Source organism: Thiothrix sp. UBA5583 (genome assembly GCA_002425225.1).
Classification (GTDB): Bacteria; Pseudomonadota; Gammaproteobacteria; order Thiotrichales; family Thiotrichaceae; genus Thiothrix; species Thiothrix moscowensis.
On the sequence record DILV01000031.1, the window covers coordinates 137831 to 155538 of the forward strand.

The 17708-nt window shown below is 50.8% G+C and carries 19 protein-coding genes and 1 CRISPR repeat array; of the genes, 18 read left to right on the plus strand and 1 reads right to left on the minus strand.

From position 1 onward, the window contains the following. Window positions 1–449: 449 nt before the first annotated feature. Complete coding sequence (locus B2U47_RS13335; RefSeq protein WP_296677951.1) at window positions 450–887, minus strand: TerB family tellurite resistance protein; 438 nt, start codon at window positions 885–887, stop codon at window positions 450–452. Window positions 888–1053: 166 nt separating this feature from the next. On the opposite strand from B2U47_RS13335, the gene csm6 reads away from it, so the two are divergent. The 18 genes from csm6 to B2U47_RS13425 all read left to right on the plus strand — a co-directional run bounded on the left by csm6 (window position 1054) and on the right by B2U47_RS13425 (window position 16875). Beyond that, window positions 1054–2175 (plus strand): CRISPR-associated ring nuclease Csm6, encoded by a 1122-nt coding sequence (gene csm6 / locus B2U47_RS13340; RefSeq protein WP_296677954.1) that lies wholly within the window; start codon window positions 1054–1056, stop codon window positions 2173–2175. A gap of 37 nt (window positions 2176–2212) precedes the next feature. Further along, window positions 2213–2566, plus strand: a complete 354-nt coding sequence (locus B2U47_RS13345; RefSeq protein WP_296677956.1) for a hypothetical protein — start codon at window positions 2213–2215, stop codon at window positions 2564–2566. A 103-nt stretch (window positions 2567–2669) separates the two neighbouring features. Continuing rightward, window positions 2670–3923, plus strand: a complete 1254-nt coding sequence (gene cmr1, locus B2U47_RS13350) for a type III-B CRISPR module RAMP protein Cmr1 (protein ID WP_296677959.1) — start codon at window positions 2670–2672, stop codon at window positions 3921–3923. Then, window positions 3920–5947, plus strand: a complete 2028-nt coding sequence (gene cas10 / locus B2U47_RS13355) for a type III-B CRISPR-associated protein Cas10/Cmr2 (RefSeq protein WP_296677962.1) — start codon at window positions 3920–3922, stop codon at window positions 5945–5947. The genes cmr1 and cas10 overlap by 4 nt, the downstream gene beginning before the upstream one ends. Beyond that, window positions 5944–7218 carry a type III-B CRISPR module-associated protein Cmr3 gene (gene cmr3 / locus B2U47_RS13360; RefSeq protein WP_296677965.1) on the plus strand — a complete coding sequence of 425 codons (1275 nt, stop codon included), beginning with the start codon at window positions 5944–5946 and terminating at the stop codon, window positions 7216–7218. The genes cas10 and cmr3 overlap by 4 nt, the downstream gene beginning before the upstream one ends. A gap of 11 nt (window positions 7219–7229) precedes the next feature. Next, on the plus strand, window positions 7230–8123 hold the full coding sequence (cmr4, locus tag B2U47_RS13365) for a type III-B CRISPR module RAMP protein Cmr4 (RefSeq protein ID WP_296677968.1): 894 nt from the start codon (window positions 7230–7232) through the stop codon (window positions 8121–8123). Next, a complete protein-coding gene (gene cmr5, locus B2U47_RS13370; protein WP_296677971.1) occupies window positions 8123–8494 on the plus strand; it encodes a type III-B CRISPR module-associated protein Cmr5 in 372 nt (123 codons plus the stop codon). Before cmr4 ends, cmr5 begins: the two co-directional genes overlap by 1 nt. Then, window positions 8491–9684 (plus strand): type III-B CRISPR module RAMP protein Cmr6, encoded by a 1194-nt coding sequence (gene cmr6 / locus B2U47_RS13375; protein WP_296677974.1) that lies wholly within the window; start codon window positions 8491–8493, stop codon window positions 9682–9684. The genes cmr5 and cmr6 overlap by 4 nt, the downstream gene beginning before the upstream one ends. A 9-nt stretch (window positions 9685–9693) precedes the next feature. Beyond that, on the plus strand, window positions 9694–10062 hold the full coding sequence (locus tag B2U47_RS13380; protein ID WP_296677977.1) for an HTH domain-containing protein: 369 nt from the start codon (window positions 9694–9696) through the stop codon (window positions 10060–10062). 57 nt (window positions 10063–10119) lie between these two features. Continuing rightward, window positions 10120–11616: a CRISPR-associated DxTHG motif protein gene (locus tag B2U47_RS13385; protein WP_296677979.1), complete on the plus strand. Its 1497-nt coding sequence runs from the start codon at window positions 10120–10122 to the stop codon at window positions 11614–11616. A gap of 9 nt (window positions 11617–11625) precedes the next feature. Beyond that, complete coding sequence (gene csx16, locus B2U47_RS13390; protein WP_296677981.1) at window positions 11626–11916, plus strand: CRISPR-associated protein Csx16; 291 nt, start codon at window positions 11626–11628, stop codon at window positions 11914–11916. A gap of 16 nt (window positions 11917–11932) precedes the next feature. Next, complete coding sequence (locus B2U47_RS13395; protein ID WP_296677983.1) at window positions 11933–13033, plus strand: putative CRISPR-associated protein; 1101 nt, start codon at window positions 11933–11935, stop codon at window positions 13031–13033. Between the two features lie 179 nt (window positions 13034–13212). Further along, window positions 13213–13758, plus strand: a complete 546-nt coding sequence (locus B2U47_RS13400; protein WP_296677987.1) for a hypothetical protein — start codon at window positions 13213–13215, stop codon at window positions 13756–13758. Further along, window positions 13751–14041: a CRISPR-associated endonuclease Cas2 gene (locus B2U47_RS13405; RefSeq protein WP_296677991.1), complete on the plus strand. Its 291-nt coding sequence runs from the start codon at window positions 13751–13753 to the stop codon at window positions 14039–14041. The genes B2U47_RS13400 and B2U47_RS13405 overlap by 8 nt, the downstream gene beginning before the upstream one ends. Window positions 14042–14108: 67 nt before the next feature. Next, window positions 14109–15107 carry a CRISPR-associated endonuclease Cas1 gene (cas1, locus tag B2U47_RS13410; RefSeq protein ID WP_296677994.1) on the plus strand — a complete coding sequence of 333 codons (999 nt, stop codon included), beginning with the start codon at window positions 14109–14111 and terminating at the stop codon, window positions 15105–15107. Next, window positions 15100–15870 (plus strand): CRISPR-associated endonuclease Cas1, encoded by a 771-nt coding sequence (locus tag B2U47_RS13415; RefSeq protein ID WP_296677997.1) that lies wholly within the window; start codon window positions 15100–15102, stop codon window positions 15868–15870. Before cas1 ends, B2U47_RS13415 begins: the two co-directional genes overlap by 8 nt. Beyond that, the gene (cas2, locus tag B2U47_RS13420) at window positions 15870–16193 is read left to right on the plus strand and encodes a CRISPR-associated endonuclease Cas2 (RefSeq protein WP_296678000.1); all 324 of its coding nucleotides are present in this window, start codon (window positions 15870–15872) and stop codon (window positions 16191–16193) included. The genes B2U47_RS13415 and cas2 overlap by 1 nt, the downstream gene beginning before the upstream one ends. An 88-nt stretch (window positions 16194–16281) precedes the next feature. Then, a complete protein-coding gene (locus B2U47_RS13425; protein WP_296678004.1) occupies window positions 16282–16875 on the plus strand; it encodes a Uma2 family endonuclease in 594 nt (197 codons plus the stop codon). A 180-nt stretch (window positions 16876–17055) separates the two neighbouring features. Then, a CRISPR array of direct repeats spans window positions 17056–17651; the repeat unit is 36 nt; unit sequence TTCTGAAGACTGCCCTGATTTAAAAGGGATTAAGAC. Window positions 17652–17708 lie beyond the last annotated feature (57 nt).

The following is a 17708-nucleotide window of genomic DNA, read 5'->3' on the forward strand; positions in this document are numbered from 1 at the left end:
CTGATTTAAAAGGGATTAAGACTCGGGTGATAGCCCCAAATCAGCTTTTTTTTGCCTTCTGAATGTTGCCCTGATTTAAAAGGGATTAAGACAGTTGCTCCTAACCTCCCCTTGTCAGGGGAGGGACAAGAAATGGTGCGCTTCTTCGCCCCTCCCCTGATAAGGGGAGGCCGGGAGGGGTTTCTTCATCTGGAAAGCCGCTGGGAGGGGTTTCTTCACCGGGAAAGCTGCCAGGAAGGGTTTCTTCATCAGTGAGTTTTGTCTGAATGAATAAAAATAAACAAGTGGTAGGAAAAACATCATGTGAAGCCGGTTTGAGGCTGGAGTGGCATCTGGGTTACTTCGAGAGTGACCCGTGCAATGATGTGTTGTGGGTGCGGCAATAGCCTGATGGGGGAAGCCAGCCCGCCAGTCAGTGCTGGCAATGCTGGCTGTGTGCGGCAAGGAAATTAGGCGACAGGTTTCATGATGGCGATGCAAGTGTTGATCACCGCTTGTGACTCTGCTTCGCTCAGGTTGGAGACTTCTGCCAGTTCCATCAGTTTGCTTTCTTCTTCGTTGGTGACGACGCCATCAGCCATTGTCACCAGACAGGCAAATGACAGCGCCGTGGCGTGGAGTTCGCCCGGCAGGTAAGAAAAGGCATCCACCGCGCTTTGTGCTGCGCCATTGGCTTTGAGGTATTTCACCGCAAACTGGAAGGAACGCTCCAGTGATGCACCATTCAGGGAGGTATTGACGCGGGCAAGCCCGACCAGTGCCAGCAGTTCGTTTTGATCCAGCTCGCCGTCAATGCTACCCATTGCCACCATCAGGGTGATGACGGCATCTTCGTTGCAGGTGAATTCAGGTTTTTGCTGCTTGCGGAAACTATCGAAAAATCCCATAAAACGTCCTTTGTTGGTAAAAATGAATGGGGAAGCGTTTTATACGGTAAAGCCCTGCCTGATTGAATAATTCCCTAGCAATGTCGGTCTTTTATTACGTGGATGAAGGCTTGTTTTACATCAATTTCCACTGTAGCTGACAGTCGTTGTTGGCTATACTTTCCTTATGACACATTCTCAGCCGCTAGCCCCTCATTCCTTCCCGCGCCGCATTCTGGTGGCGGTCGAAGCCTATTCCCCCCAAACCATTACCGAAGCCTTGTATGCACTGAGTCAGACAGCCCAGCCGTGCTGGATTCCGACCGAAATCCACATCATCACCACCGAGCGCGGGCGTGACCAGGTACGCCAAGCCTTGTTGCATGATGGCTGGCTGACGCGCTTGTGTGCGGATTATGCCTTGCCGGAAGCGTGTTCCCGGCTGGATTTCCACCTGATTACCACGCAGCAGGGCAAGCTGTTGTGGGATGTGCGTTCGGAACAGGACAACGAACACACGGCGGATTTCATCAGCCAGCAAATCCGTACCTTTACCGCTGACCCGGCTGCCAGCGTGTGTGTACTGCTGTCGGGCGGACGCCGCACCATGACTTATTACGTCGGTTACGCGCTGTCGCTGTTTGGCAGGGCGCAGGATCGGCTCAAGCATGTGCTGGTGGACGACTGTTACTTTTTCCTCAATGACTTTTATTACCCGCCGCCGCAGTCGTGTTGGCAGCAAGACCGTGATGGTACGCCTTTTGACGCTGCCTTGGTGGAAGTGACGCTGGCGGACATCCCGTTTGTGCGCCTGCGTGACGGTTTGCCACAGGCGTTGCTGGCGGGTAGTGCCACATTCAGCGATACCATCGCGGCTGCCCAGCGCCGGTTTGCGCCACCCCGTGTGCATTTGGACTGGCACGGTGCTGCCCTGCGTTGCGCGGGTGTTGCCGTGCCGATGCCGCCGGTACAACTGGCGTTTTATGCGTGGATGTTGCAACGCCATGTGCAAAGTCAGCCGCCAGTCCGCTGGACAGATGTGGAAGAGCAGCCGCTGGCTGAGCAATTCCTGCACGTTTACCGGCGTTTGCATGGCGCAACGGGCGGCTATGAGCAGGCCGCTGCTGCCTTGCAGCGTGAGGGCATGGGCAAATCCTATTTCGACGAACGCAAATCCAGCGTGAATGCGGCTTTGAAAAAGGCGCTGGGGCTGGCAGCGGCTGATATTTACCTATTGCATCCGCACGGGGGCAGGCCAGTGACACGCTTCGGCTTGCGCCTGCCGGTGGAGGCAATCAGCTTCAGGTAGCAGACGACTAGCGGGATTGATACATAGGGGCGGGCTTATGGATATTTCTTTGGTCATTATCTTTGTCTTGCTGGGTTTCATGGCAGGCTGGCTGTTGGGTAACGGGCAGGGCTATGAACAGGGAAAAAAGGACGGCAAAGCGGCTGGCATGAAAGACGGCAAGGTGGAAGGGGTGCGTGAATACCTGCGCCGTGAATTCATTACCGACAAGCGGTTAGGCGGGGAATATAAAAAAGCAGACGATTTCATTGATCAAGCGAAGAAAGATATGGAAACCGCCATCCAGACCCCGCTGAAAAAAGACAAGGCTTCCGCCAAGCCTTCTGTGGTGGCGTGGTTGCTGATGGGGGCGCTGGTGATGTGGGTGTTGGCGGGGATGCCGTGGGTGTGAGTGCAGCAAATCGGCGTTTGACAAGCTTGTGAGTGCTGACAGGTTAGTCAGGTTTCGTTCATAATCCGCGCATCAGTGAATTTTTGTTTCCAAAGGGGCAGGTATGGCGTTGAACTTCAAAGAACCGCATATCATACGGGCGACGTATCGGATTGTTACGCCGATGTTTATTGGGGATGCTGAGCAAAAGGCATCTGGCATATCACCAGCTTCGGTCAAAGGTGCGCTGCGCTTTTGGTGGCGGGCGTTGATGTGGGGCAAGATTCGTTCTCAACCTCAATACTCATCGGATAGGGAAGCATTGAAGTGCCTGCATAAGGAAGAGGCTGACCTGTTTGGCACATCTGCGGATAACGGTAAGGCAGCGGCGTTTACCTTACGAGTTACATCGGAAAACCTTAAAATTACTCGCGTTGGTACAGAACACCCTGATTTTAAAAATACTCCCGCTGCACGTTATCTTGGGTATGGATTGATGGAGGCGTTCGCTAGCCGCGAGAAAAACACTAAAGCGGGGCAACTTACACGGGATTGCATCAATGAAGACCAAACATTTACCGTAACGCTCACTTCATTCAATGCTTTCGATGATGTGCTGAAACAAACATTGATGCTCTTTGGCTTAGTAGGTGGTCTAGGCAGTCGAACACGACATGGCATGGGTTCGGTTGTTTTGGAAGCTCTCCACGAAAAGCAGCCGAAACAAGAAGAAAAACTCATATGGTCTGCGTCCAAAACTAGCCAAGAATATACGGTTTCAATTCAAGGTATCCTGAGCAACTTAGCCACCCTCTCACTCCCACCATTCAGCGCATTCAGTAACGAAACACGTATTGATTTACTGGAGAAATCCACAACACCATACAATGTGTTAAATGTTTTCGGCAGAAAAATGTTGCTGTACCGCAGTTGGGGGAAAGATGGAAAGGTATTGAATGAGCCATCAGAGAAGCGTTTCAAAGCTGATCATGATTGGAGTAAGGGGGATCGTCTAAATGACTTTCACCCTAAACGAGTGGTTTTTGGTTTACCTCACAACTATGGCAAAAAAGAAACGCAGCATGTAACACCAGAAAAGCATCGAGATCCTTATCCGACAGGTGTTTATAAACATGAGCGGCGAGCTGGCCCCCTACTTTTTCACGTTCATAAAATAGGTACTGAATACATTGGTGTTTCTTTATTGTTGCCAGCCACATTCCTACCACATGGAGAAAGGATTAACGCTGGTGGTACAAACGTTCCTGCCAACATTGAATGGTCAATTCTGACCGACTTTTTAGATGGCAGAGATAATAAGGGCAAGATACGTTTCGATAGTAAACAAAGCATTCTCAGCGGGGTAGCTATACGATGAATAACAACACCCACTATTTCCACTTTACGCTCGGACCAGTGCAGGGCTTTGTGTCACAAGCGCGTCGTACCCGCGATTTCTGGGCGGGGTCATTTATTTTATCGTGGCTAGCGGCTGTGGCGATGAAGTCAGTTCATGCCCAGTCTGGTGATAAACGTCTGGATGAGGTTATTTTGTTTCCTCAACCCGATGCAGATTTCATGGCTTGGCTGGAAGGAAAGGAGAAAGGCAAGAAACCAACCCAAGGTAGCGTCCCTAACCGCTTTAAAGCAGCAATTGATCCAGACAAATTTGACCCCAATGCTGTAACCAATGCCGTACAGGAAGCGTGGAAAGCCCTCGCTGAGGAAGTCTGGAAAGCGGATTTAGCAGTAGTCAGCAATGGCGTGCAGCGCAATATCTGGGAGCGGCAAATCAACAACTTCTGGGATATGAGCTGGGTTATTACTGAAGATGAAAACGACAGTTCCGCGCTGGACAAACGCAAGAACTGGCGTACCTACGCCCCGCCCGAAGAACCCGGTGTGAAATGCGCGATGATGGACGGCTGGCAAGAGCTTTCTGGTGAAAAACGCCCTAACCGCGATGCCATGAATGTCTTCTGGAATAAAGTGCGGATAATGGGAGGCGATGGCATGAAAAGTGACTTGCGCCCCAATGAAGCCTTGTGTGCCATTGCGTTTGTCAAACGCCGCTTCAGCCGCCACTTCCACAAACTTGACCACAAGATGAAACAAGGCTGGTCATTAAAAGGCTGGAAAGTACCGACTGCTGTGCCTTCTGTTGTCTACATGGCAGCCGTGCATTGGTTGGAAAAAGCCCTGAACACAGCCGATGAGCTCACTTTAAACACCTTTTTTACCCAAGCAAAAATCTTGGCAGGTGAATACGGTGAATGGGATACACAGATCAAATGTCTTACCGAAGCATGGGGTAAACACAAATGGAAAGCCTTAGATGGCAATATATTCTTTGAAAGCTCACTCGAAAATCCGAATATTTTTGAAGATCAAAAACAGGCAGGAAAAGTGTTGAAGGCATTGAATGCCGTGTGTGACAGTACCTACCCTAAATTGCCTAAACCCACGCCATTTTACGCAGTGTTGATGATGGATGGCGATTCGCTCGGCTCACACATGAGTAATCCAGACAAGCAAACGGCTATCACCAATGGCTTGGCTAAATTCACTAAAGGCGTACAACCGATTGTTTACCAACACAACGGCTTCTTAATGTACGCTGGCGGCGATGATGTGCTGGCAATATTGCCGCTAGAAGATGCGATTCCTTGCGCTGCCGAACTTCGTACTCACTACATGAGCTGCTTTGACTATAACGATATTCCCACCACACTGTCCGGTGCGATTGAGTTTGTGCATATCAAAACACCGCTCACCAAAGTGTTGCACGACGCGCATAAACTGCTGGATGAAGTCGCCAAAGACGGGCGTGGACGTGATGCTCTCGCCATTCGAGTGTGGAAACCGGGTGGCTTACAACTCGAATGGGCGCAACCGTGGAAAATCGCACTTAATGAACCAGACGAAACCCGGATTGAAAATCCACGAAATAACAGGCAGGCAATTATTTGTGAAATGGCTAATCAGTTTGTCAAAAATCAAGAAGAAGACAGTGATTTTTCCAATAAGTTTTTCTACAAATTTCGTGAACGTTTCACCTTATTGAATCCTGCTAAAGATACAAATAGAAAAATCATTCACGCAAATGTTCTCGACGAACAACAGGCCATTGATCTAATGACAATGGAATATCTTAACTCTTGGGGTAGTAAAAAAAACAAAAACAGGATAGAGGCCGAAGAATTGGTTACCAAATTGTTAAATCAATGTCGCCCCAGAAAACGGGATACAACTAAAAACGAACCAAACGATTGGTTACAAGTGACTGATAAAGATATTGATCAGGAATCAGCACCTCATTTAAAACCTGAAGATATACGCATTTGGGAACCTGACGGCGCATTGCTGGTACGATTCTTGGCACAAAAGGGGATGGAAAAATGAGTAAGCCCAACAAGCATAAACAAACACACAAGCCTGTGCATTACGGCAAAAAATCGCAACAGTCACCACCAAAACCTGTTGCTACAAAACCGACACCCGAAAAAGAGACGGTGCAGCGCGTGTTAGATGGCAGAGCCACTCTGGTATTCCATGCCACCGACACGCTATTTTTCCGTGAATCGCGCCCTATGGAAGCACTAGGCGAAGCGCAAAGCGTATTTCCTCCGCCTGTCCGAACCTTAGCGGGTGCAGTACGTACCCTGATTGGTGAGCATTTTGACATACAGTGGCGCGAGTTTGATCAAAAACAAGAGGAACATCCCCTTGCTGCCCACATTGGTTTCGGCGAATCACTGGGCAAATTACGCTTTCAAGGCGCGTGGTTGGCATGTGATGGCGAACGTCTCTATCCTGCCCCGCTGCACTTAATGCGTAAAGGCGAGAAATTATTCCAACTCACCTTAGATGCAAAAACTGTGCGCTGCGATTGGGGTGAAAACGTGCGCCTGCCAAAACTCCCTGAAGGCGACGAACCCAAAGGCAGCAAACCACTGGAAAATACTTGGCTTACTCAGGCAGGCTTAGAGGCTGTACTTGCAGGCGAAAAACCCAGTCTTGAAAAATCCACTAAAGAAAAGCCGAATATCAAAACCCAAGTTTATTTTGCTGATGATTTATTTGAAAAAGAATCACGTCTCGGCATTGCGCGTGACAACGCAACTCGCAGCGTGCAGAAAGGTCTGTTGTACCAAACCCAACATATTCGCCCACAGAATAATCTGTCAATTGAGTTAGATGTCGAAGGTTTACCCGATGATATGCCAACCCAAGCGATGATACGTTTGGGCGGAGAGGGGCGCACCGCCAGTCTTCGCGTGAAGCCAGCAGATAACATCGTTCCAACGGCAAGCATCAGCGGTACGAAATTTGCCCTCTATCTTCTCACGCCGCTATACGGATCGCCCTGCCTTGATTTTCATCGCAAGAAATGCAAACCGACCGTATGGCAAGGCACGCTCAACGGCATTGCTCTCACTCTACACGGTGCAATTACCGGCAAAGTTCAGCGCGTCGGTGGCTGGGATATGGCAGCCGATAAACCGCGCCCCGTGAAAAGTCTAATACCCGCTGGCAGCGTATTCTTTTGCAGCGTGGACGATGGTGATATTCAAGCGGCTATCAACGCATTTCACAACCAACACATTGGCGACTTCACCGAATACGGCTACGGACACCTCGCCGTCGGCGTGTGGAATGACAACGAAATTTAAGGAAATAAAGCATGACTCAAGTAAACACAATTCTGGGCTTATTGGCACAAACTTCCATCCACGCAGGCACGGGTTCAAATACTGGCGTTATTGACCTGCCTATCCAACGCGAAGGGCATAATGGCTACCCGTGCATTTTCGGCTCAAGCATGAAAGGTGCTTTGCGTACCCGTGCCGAAGCAGAATCCAGCTCGGAAAGTGTGAAAGCTGTATTTGGTCCAGACACTAAAAACGCCAGCGATCATGCAGGTGCAATCATGGTAAGCGATGCACGCTTGCTGCTGTTGCCCATCCGTTCACTGACTTCACAATTTAAATGGGTAACTTGCCCTGCTGTACTACAACGCTTCCAGCGTGATGCGGAACGTTTTGGGATGAAATTAGCCTTTTCAGCGCCAGAAGTGGCAAACACCGATGCCCTTGTGCCGCAACAAACCAAAGAGGGTGCATTGTTCTTGGAAGAATACCGCTTTGATGCAAAAACCGAAAATATGGATGCAATCATTGCCGCTGTTGCAAAGTTAATGCGTGACGATGCGAAAGCAGAATTGGAAAAGCAACTGGTGATTGTCAGCAATGACATGTTTACGCATCTTTGCCAACATGCAACGCCTGTTAATGCCCATATTGCCATTGAATCTGAAACTAAAACGGTAAAAGGCGGCGCATTGTGGTATGAAGAAACGCTTCCACCTGAAACGTTACTGTATGTTGGCATTGCAGCGAGTAATATCAGAAAACCCGACCCCGAAAAGCGCAAAATAGCATTACCTAACGACGAATCAGCCAACTGGGTTTTAGATGCCGTTGTGGGATTATTCAAGGAAAACCCGTGGCTGCAAATTGGCGGTAACGAAACCGTCGGTATGGGCTGGTGTGCAGTCAAAGCACTGGGAGGTAAATAATGCAAACCATCCAGCAACAACGCGCAAAGTATGCGTTAGAAAAAGTCAATCAAGCAGCGACTAACCCGCGCATTAGCCATAAAGAATACAAAAGCTACGCCTCCAGCTTACCCGCGATGATTCACATGAATGGCTTGGGGCAAGCTGCCGCGTTCTTCAAATCCAAAGGTGATACGCATGGCGAATTGTATAACCTGCTATCTGGTTGGTTGTGCCAACAAGGTCAGCCGTATGCAGGCTGTGCCAATTTGCTGGAAGGCATTACGACCAAAGACATGCACGCTTACCGCCTTGCACAAGCCGAAGCGCAAGCCTTGATGGATTGGGTCAAGAAATTTGCGAAAGCCTTTATGACGGGGGATGAACAATGACAGCACCGTTATATAGCAACTGTGAAAAACCTGCTAAATGTGAAGGCAACCTTGGGCTGTGGTTTGAGCGTTTCTTTGATCAGTACGACCCGCGTAACTGGGAAGTATTAAAACCGACCACCAACAATAACCAGATGGGCAACACTTACTGGTTACTCAAAAACTTTGCCAATAAAAAAGTAGGAGATGACAAACAGCTTGCCGCTCATACACAAGCCCAAATGCAGTTAGCCGCCAGCCTGCAAGGGCAAAGCCATGTATTCAAAGCCAGTTGGCACTTTGTCACAGGTATGGGCAATCCGCATCCGGTGGAAAATGGTTTTGCGTGGCATCCAACCTTGGGTGTGCCGTACCTGACGGGTGCTGCGGTTAAAGGTTTGATGCGTAGTTACATTGAAAATAATCTGGATACTGATAATCCAGAAAATCCCGACATGAAAAAACTTTTACTGGATTGGTTTGGTAGCACCGACAAAAACCCCGCATCGGAAGGTTATCAATCACAAGCAGGCAATCTGATTTTCTTTGATGCACTGCCCACTAAACCCGTGACGCTAGGCGTGGACATCATGACCCCGCATATGGGTAAGTGGTACGAAAAAGGCGGAACAGATCAGGCAGCAGGAACAGCCGAAGCCGTGCCAGCCGATTGGCATGACCCTGTTCCTGTGTCATTTTTGGTGGCAAAAGACATCACGTTGCTGTTCAGCTTTGCGTTGCGCCCCTATCCTGATGCAGATAAAAAACGCCCTGAGATTGCTTTAACTGATGTTGCGGATGTGTTGAATCGTGCCTTGGAACAAGCCGGTGCAGGTGGCAAAACGGCAACGGGTTACGGTGGAATGCAGGATGATCCCAAAGCCTTAGCAGATTTAAAGGCAATCATCGACAGGCAGGCCAAGGAGAGTGAAGCACAAGCACGCCAAGCAGAAGAAAAAGCGATTCGTGAAGCTGCTTTGTCACAAATGAATCCTATTGAACGTGCCATTACCGAATGTCCGTCTGTAACAGATGCCATCAAGGTGCTTGAATCCGGTCAATGGTCTGGGGATGATCAACGTCAAGCCGCCCAATTCCTCAAGACTCGAATGCAGCAGGAAAAAATCTGGAAAGAATCCGCTACGACTAAAAATCCTGACAAAGACAAAGATTTCAAACGCACTCAAACGGTCACGAAATTCTTGTCGTAAGCTAATTGGATGAAAACCTTGAACATCCACCTCAACCACCCCGCCGAACGTGCCCTAACCACCTTCGGCTCCACCCTACAACACCTCGAAGCAGGGCAAGCCATCACGCCCCATTTCAGCATCGGCTTTGAAACCGTGCCACAGTTCGCCAAGGTCTTCACCTCAAAGCGCTGGGAACTGATTGCCGAGCTGAAAAAGCTGGGTGCGGTTTCCATCTACGAGCTGGCAAAGCGGCTGGATCGGCATTACCGCAATGTGCGTCAGGATGTCGCCTTGCTCAGCGAATGGCTGGTGATCGAGAAAGACGACCAAGGCAAAGTGTTTGTGCCTTGGGATGAGATTGATGTGCGGTTGCCGCTCTTACAGGACGTTGCTTAAGGTAGCAACAGCCGCCGTTACACCACCAATTGTTACAAGATTAAGGAAAAACTCATCATGTACCTCATCAGCTTCTTGGGTCTAGGTGAAGCCAAGCGTGACCCAAATGGCAAACCGACTGGTGAATATGTTTACCAGCAGACTACTTACCGTTTTGGACAAGACCCGCAAACCGACATCCATACCTGTTATGTGGTGCGGGCAATTGCCCAGCACTATGCGGTGCAGGAAATCACCCTATTGGCGACCGAACAGGCAGAGAAGGCGCATCACGGCAAACTCAGTGACGAATTGCAATCACAGGGTTTGCCACAGCCGTGCATCGCCCGTGTGCCATTTGGGGCAAATGCGGAACAGCAGTGGGAACAGTTCGGGGTAATTTTGGATAGTATCCCGCGTGGCAAAGACAAACAGGTGATTTTCGACATCACCCACGGTTTCCGTGCCCAGCCATTCTTTGCAGCAGCGGTTATCAACTACATCCGTGCTACGTGGGCAGCAGCAGATGTGCCACAAATGCGTATCTTGTACGGTGAGTACAACCGAGACAAGCAGGTGTCGGATGTGTGGGACATGACCACTTTTATCAGCTTGCTGGATTGGTCAAGCAGCCTGCAAGACTTCATCACCACCGGCAATGGGCAAGCCCTGGCTGCTTTGGCAAAACGCGAAAATGCCGCTGTCCAAAAAGTTGGGCAAAATGCACGCCCCACAATGCTGGCGAAATTGGCAGAAGCTATCCGTACCTTCTCAGAAAATTTGGCTACCGTGCGTGTGCCACACATTATCACCGCCACCGCACAAGTGCGCGGCAGTGCTGCTAATGTGCTGCACGTGTTGGCGGAAGCGGAAGACGAAGTGCGTACCCACTTCAAACCGCTGTATCCGGTATTGGGAAACCTCAAAGCCAAGCTGCAAGGCATACCTGCCGCATCCCTCTTTACCCCAACGGGGCATCAGGCGATGCTCAAGTTGGCAAAGCTGTACGTAGACTACGAACGTTACCCCGAAGCAGCGATTGTGCTGCGCGAGGGCTGGATTTCGCTGTATGCCGCGTCAGACCGCAATAACCAGCAATTGCTGGAAAAATGTGAGCGTAGTGCTACCGAGTGTCGCTGGTATGAAACCGAAAGCAAGGCAAGTAAAGGACACGCCGACATTCTGAGTAAAGTACGTAACGACATCCAGCACGGAGGGTTCCGCCCTGACCCTGCTCCTGCCCAAGCCTTGATAAAAAATTTGGGCGAATTGCTTGGCGCATTTGCCGCAAAGTTAGGTGTTACCCCTCTGGAAAGCGGTTCTCCCGAAAAAACTACCGAGGAGCCGGATGACGGAAACATCGGTATGTCAGGAGGTTATTTGGCTGCCTTAATGATAGGTGAGAAAGCAGCACAGGGATTTGAAATCGTTATTGAGGAAGTTAAAAATCAAGGCGGTCAAGGGCTGGTACTTCACCAACGGATTGAGGGGCGCACATTTATTATTGAAACAAATGATCAAAATTTAATTATTGCTGCACGATCGTATTTGGCAGTGAAAAAATCTTTTTTCTAAAGGAACAACATGACCACTTACTTCATCTCGCGCCACTCCGGCGCGGTCGCTTGGGCAGAATCGGAAGGCTTTCATGTCGATCAGCGGCTAGCGCATTTTGATGTGGAAATCGTCCAACCGGGGGATCGGGTTCTCGGCACATTGCCTATTAATCTGGTGGCAGAAGTGAATGCACGCGGCGGCACGTATTATCACCTGACGCTGGAATTGCCCGCCGAAGCACGCGGCAAAGAGCTGAGTGCAGAGGATATGCGTACCTACGGGGCGCGGCTGGAAGGGTATTCGGCACAGAAACATTAACGATAGGGGAATTCTCATGGCAAATGTCATTGTATCAACATGTGGGACAAGCATCCTAACCAACCAAACAGATGATGACCTTCGTAAACTCTTGAACCATCACGCGAACCTGCAAAAACCTGCTGACTGTCCCAATGAAGTTCGACAAAAAATCGAGGATCATATCCAGCAGCGACAACAGCAAGTTATGGCATCCAGCGATGTAGATTTATCCAGATTAAGCGCTGAAATGAATGCACTCCTGAAGTTTTATGATGGCAGAAAGAATACGCAAGATGTGCATATCCTTATTCATACAGATACATGGCTTGGCGGTCAAACCGGCGAAATCATTAAGAGTGTTCTGGAACAACGCGGCTTCATTGTTGACAGGCCAAGCATCCGTGATTTGCGCACCAAAGATGTTAGCGGATTCCAGCTTGCTCTCTCTGAATTGGTTAAATGGGCATCCGAAACATTACCGGGCTATCGCCAGCAAAAATACCATGTCGTATTCAATTTGACGGGGGGATTCAAAAGTATCCAGGGATTCATGCAAACCTTGGCAATGCTGTATGCGGACGAAAGTATCTATGTGTTTGAGACAGGCAACGAGTTATTGCACTTGCCACGATTGCCAGTGCGGATGGAAGAAGAACAGGTAGTGCGTGATCACCTGATGGTCTTGCGCCAACTAGCCCTTGGCTTTGCTGTCCAGAATGAAGCCGTAGCCGCACTACCCGAAACATTCATTCTGCGCATGGATGGTGAGTTAGCGCTTTCACCGTGGGGCGAACTGGTTTGGCAAGAGCATAAAAACAAACTGTATCGGGAACAGCTATATGCAACCCCGCTTGCCAGTATTCACTATACCACCACATTTTTAGCCTCCGTTGAGGGGCTTTCACCCGACCGTTACACACTGCTTAACCAACAAATCGACAAACTTGCACAGTATTTGCGCTCTGGTCATCAAGACCGGCTGAAATCACTGGATTTCAAACAATTGAAGTTGGTTCGCCAAGGATCAACCCATGAATTTGACGCCTGGCATGACCAAAATGCCAAGCGGGTGTTCTGCCATTACGAAGGTAACATATTGCATCTCGACCGTTTGGATGAGGGTATTGGTCACTGATCTGACAAGCTTGTGGTTATCCCTTCCCACCCCTGTTTGCGGCATGATTACCCCATTAATAACAAGAAACCCCTCCTAACCTCCCCTTATCAGGGGAGGGACAAGAAGTGCGGCATCTGTTGCTCCCTCCCCTGACAAGGGGAGGGCTGGGGAGAGGTTTCTTTCAGACAGGGGACACCATGCAAGCACTGCTCGACATTATCAACACCATCCTCGACCCGCTCGGTATCGTCATCGGGCTGATCCTCGCCGTCCCGGTGTTCTGGACATGGTATCAGGTGGTATGGGGCAACCGCCGCCGTTACCAGCAATACCTGCAAGCCATCCGTAGCGCACCGGGCAGCCGCCCCGCCATCCTCATCATCGACCTGTTACCGGGCAAGAACATTCGCGCTGCGGTAGAAAACTACTGCCAGCAGCATGACGGCCTGCGCGACATCCCGCGTGAGCGCATTTTCCACCTGCAACGTGACGGGTTGGGCGCGTATGAACTCGATGCCTTCAAAGCCCATGTGCGCCAGCAAGTCGGGGAAATGTACGCGCAAGGGGTTGACCGTATCCATTACTTCCACGCAGGCCCCGGCATGGCAGCGGCAATGGTGGGCGCGGAACTCGGCAACGGTTGCCCGGTATTGCTGTATCACCATGAGGGCGACGGCTACCGCAGTTTTGGCTTGCTGAAACTGCCCGCCGTATCCGCGTATAGCGGGGTGGAACATGGCTGACAGTCAGCGGGTGTTGTATCTCGCGGCGTATGACGTGAGTGATGCGGGGCGCTTGCGGGCGGCGTTGCATTGCGTGCGGGCGTATGCGACTGGTGGGCAAAAATCGGTGCATGAGGTGTGGTTGACGGCTGCGGAAAAAGGCGAGTTGCTGGGCGATATGAGCTTTATTTTGCATGACGCTGATGACAGTTTCCTGCTGATTCGGCTGGATGCACGGCAAGCGGTGCATACGCTGGGCTTGGGGGTCGCGCCGGTTGACCCGGACTGGTTTTATTTGGGGTGAAGAACCCCTCACCCCCTAGCCCCCTCTCCCTCAAGGGGCGAGGGGGAACAAGAATTAGGAGACGATCATGACCACACTGTATATCGACCATAAGAATGCTTCGCTGGAAGTGGAAGGCGCAACGCTGGTGGCGCGGTTGGGTGAGGTGCGCCAGCGCCCTGTACCGCTGGCGTTGCTGGAGCGGGTAGTGTGCCTGACGACGGTGCAACTGGATACCAGCGTATTGGGAACATTGGCGGAACACGGCATTGCCTTCAGCGTTGCCAGCCAACGCAAACCGCAGCGGCGGGCGGTGCTGTTGGGCAGCGGGCATAACGATGCCAGCATTCGTTTGCTGCATTACCGGTTGGCGCAGGATTCGGCGTGGCGGCTGGCATTTGCGCGGCAGGTGTTGGCGGCAAAATTCACCGCACACTTGCGCTTGTTGGATGACATGCTGGCAGATCGGGCGGATCAGCGTAAGGCGTTGACGGATGCGCAGCAGCAATTGCGGGCGCAATTGACAAATCTGGACGGTGCGGAAAGTTTGGCGTCGTTGCTGGGGATGGAAGGCGCTGCGGCGCGGGCGCTGTTTGCGGCATTCGCGGCGGTGTTGCCTGCCTCTTTGGGATTTGCGGGGCGTAAGCGACGACCGCCACCTGACCCCGTGAATGCCACCTTGTCGTTGGCGTATACCTTGCTGCATAACCGCGCGGTGCAGATTATCCATACGCATGGGCTGGAACCGTTGCTGGGGTTTTATCACGAAACCAGCTTCGGGCGGGAATCGTTAGCCTCGGATTTGATCGAGCCGTGGCGACCGCACATTGATGCATGGGTGTGGGAGAGTTTCCGTACCCAGACCTTGCGCGAACACCATTTCAAGACAGATGCGAACGGCTGCTTTTTGGATAAGGCAGGGCGGCAAGTATTTTTTGCGAGTTTGGAAACGCGCTTGCGCCCGTTGGGGCGGGCAATGCGCTGGCAGGTACGGGGCTTGATTCAAGCAATGCTGGCATGGGAGAAAGAAACCCCACGCCCCTTGAGGGAGCGGGGGTTGGGGGATGAGGGGGAATCTTATGCGTAAACCCTTGTATCTGGATGTGGCAAAGGCGAATGCGGTGCTGTTGGATGAGGTGGCGTTGCGGGTGCAAGCGCATGAGCAGGCGGATCGTTTTTACCCGTTGCGGCGTATTTCGCGGGTGGTAGTAACGGGTAAGGTGGAGTGGGAAACGGCGGCGTTATTGGCGTGTCTGGAATACGGGATTCCGGTGGCGTTTCGCGGGCGTGATGGCAAGTTGGTGGGGCATTGCCTGAGTGATCGCAGCAGCCAGATTTCGCTGGAGGCGTTGCTGCACGCTTGCGCGGATGAGGCAATGGGTGATGCGTTGTATCAGCAATGGCGGGTGCATGAGGAAAGCCGCTGGGTACAGCGCATGGCACGGGCTTGCCAACGTCCGTTACTGGGAGCGGTGGCGCAGCGGGTGATGGCGCAGGTGGAACCGTTGGTGGCGGCGCAATTGCCGTGTCGCTTTGCGCTGTTTGTGGCGCAATTGCAAGCACCGATTGCCAGCCATGTGAGCGAAGTGCTGGCGGTGTATGGGTTTAGTGACAATATCCAGTTGCCGTTGACGCGGCGGGTGCATCTGTCGCGGGATGTGGAAAAGCTGTTGCTGCTGGAGGCGTATTGGCTGGTGGTGCGCGGGGATGTGCCGCAGGTGTTTGAGGGAAAGGGTTTGCGTTACAGCATGGTGCATTTTTACGAAACGCATCACGGGCATTTTGAGGAACGCGCACGGGTGGCGTTGAATCGCTTGTGGCGTTTGTTGAAACATCAAGAGGCAGACTAATGGCACATCGACGTTTGCCGCATATTATTGCGTATGATATTGCCAACCCCAAGCGGCTGGGGCGTGTGCACCGTTACCTGAAAAAGATTGCGTTGCCGTTGCAGTATTCGGTGTTTTTGATTGAGCTGGATGCAGAACGGCGGGATAAGGTGTTGAAGCATTTGCGTACTTTGATCCACCCCAAGCAAGATGATGTGCGGTTGTACCCCTTGCCTGATCAGCCGGAATGGGTGGCGTTGGGCAAGCCGTTGTGGGGTGACGGGGTGCTGCTGACGGGGGCGAAGTTGCCTGCACAACTGCGCTATAATCAGGATGCGTTGTAAGATTACCCCCCATCCCCAGCCCTTCCCCCGCAAGGGGTGAAGGGAGCAAACGGTGGTGGTTTCTGCGCTAATCATGGGAGTATTGATTATGTCGGCGAACAAGATGGCACAGGTTGATTCGGCTTATATTACCGAACAGGAATATCTGGAAGGTGAAAAATTCGCAGAAGAGCGCCATGAATATGTGGATGGCGTGACGTATGCGATGGCGGGGGCAAGTCGGCGGCACGGTCGTATTGCGGTAAATTTTGCACGCAAGTTGTCATTAACTGATCGTCAGGGTAATCCTTGCGATATTTACTTATCGGATGTCAAAGTTCGGGCGACCCGATCCAAAGCCTATTATTATCCTGATGTACTCGTTGGTTGTACTGCTGATGAAAGCGACACCCATTATCTGGAACAGCCTTGCTTGATTGTTGAAGTAACGTCTAAATCAACTCAGTGGAAGGATTACACCGAAAAAGCCGTTGCTTATCAGAAGCTGGCATCGTTGCAGGCTTATTTGATTGTGGCGCAAGATCAGCCGCTGGTAACGATGTATTACCGCGATGCAGAAACGGGTTGGGAAGTGGCGCGATTTGATGGTCTGGAACAAGCGCTCACCTTACCCTGCCCTGAAAGCACGTTGACACTGGCGGAGATTTACGAAGGGATTGATTTTACCCAGCCTGCTGAATAATCCTTCCATTCGCTACTAAGTCATTGTAAAATCAATCCATTAACACGAAAAGCCTGAGCGTGTCGCTTCTTTAAAAATTCAATTTGTTGTATTTTTGCCCAAGACAACTTTTTATATAGTGAATTTTCTGCTAAGGGTCTCTGTAAGCTACTGATTCAAAAGGCCGATTGGACATGAGCCTTCTGAAGACTGCCCTGATTTAAAAGGGATTAAGACAGACGGACGCGGCTTTAACACCGCGCTCCGTCAATTCTGAAGACTGCCCTGATTTAAAAGGGATTAAGACCCATTTCGGTTGAGATAACACCAACCTTCCGACCTTCTGAAGACTGCCCTGATTTAAAAGGGATTAAGACTCAACATACAGTGCATATGTTGATTTGCTTTGGGTTCTGAAGACTGCCCTGATTTAAAAGGGATTAAGACGGGTTGAGACCGTCAATACAGCCTTGTGCTGGTTTTCTGAAGACTGCCCTGATTTAAAAGGGATTAAGACCAATCCCAAAAAACGACGCACAGAATCCAACATTCTGAAGACTGCCCTGATTTAAAAGGGATTAAGACTGCGTTGCTTTCAGCGATATTCATTTCGTCGATCATTCTGAAGACTGCCCTGATTTAAAAGGGATTAAGACCACCCGTGCAGGCTTGACGGTTTGTGCGAGGTGGGTTCTGAAGACTGCCCTGATTTAAAAGGGATTAAGACTTTACATACTGATATGTGTGCGGCTTTTCTCCGCTTCTGAAGACTGCCCTGATTTAAAAGGGATTAAGACATTAAATTTTCATTTTTCATCTGTTTTGTGATGATTCTGAAGACTGCCCTGATTTAA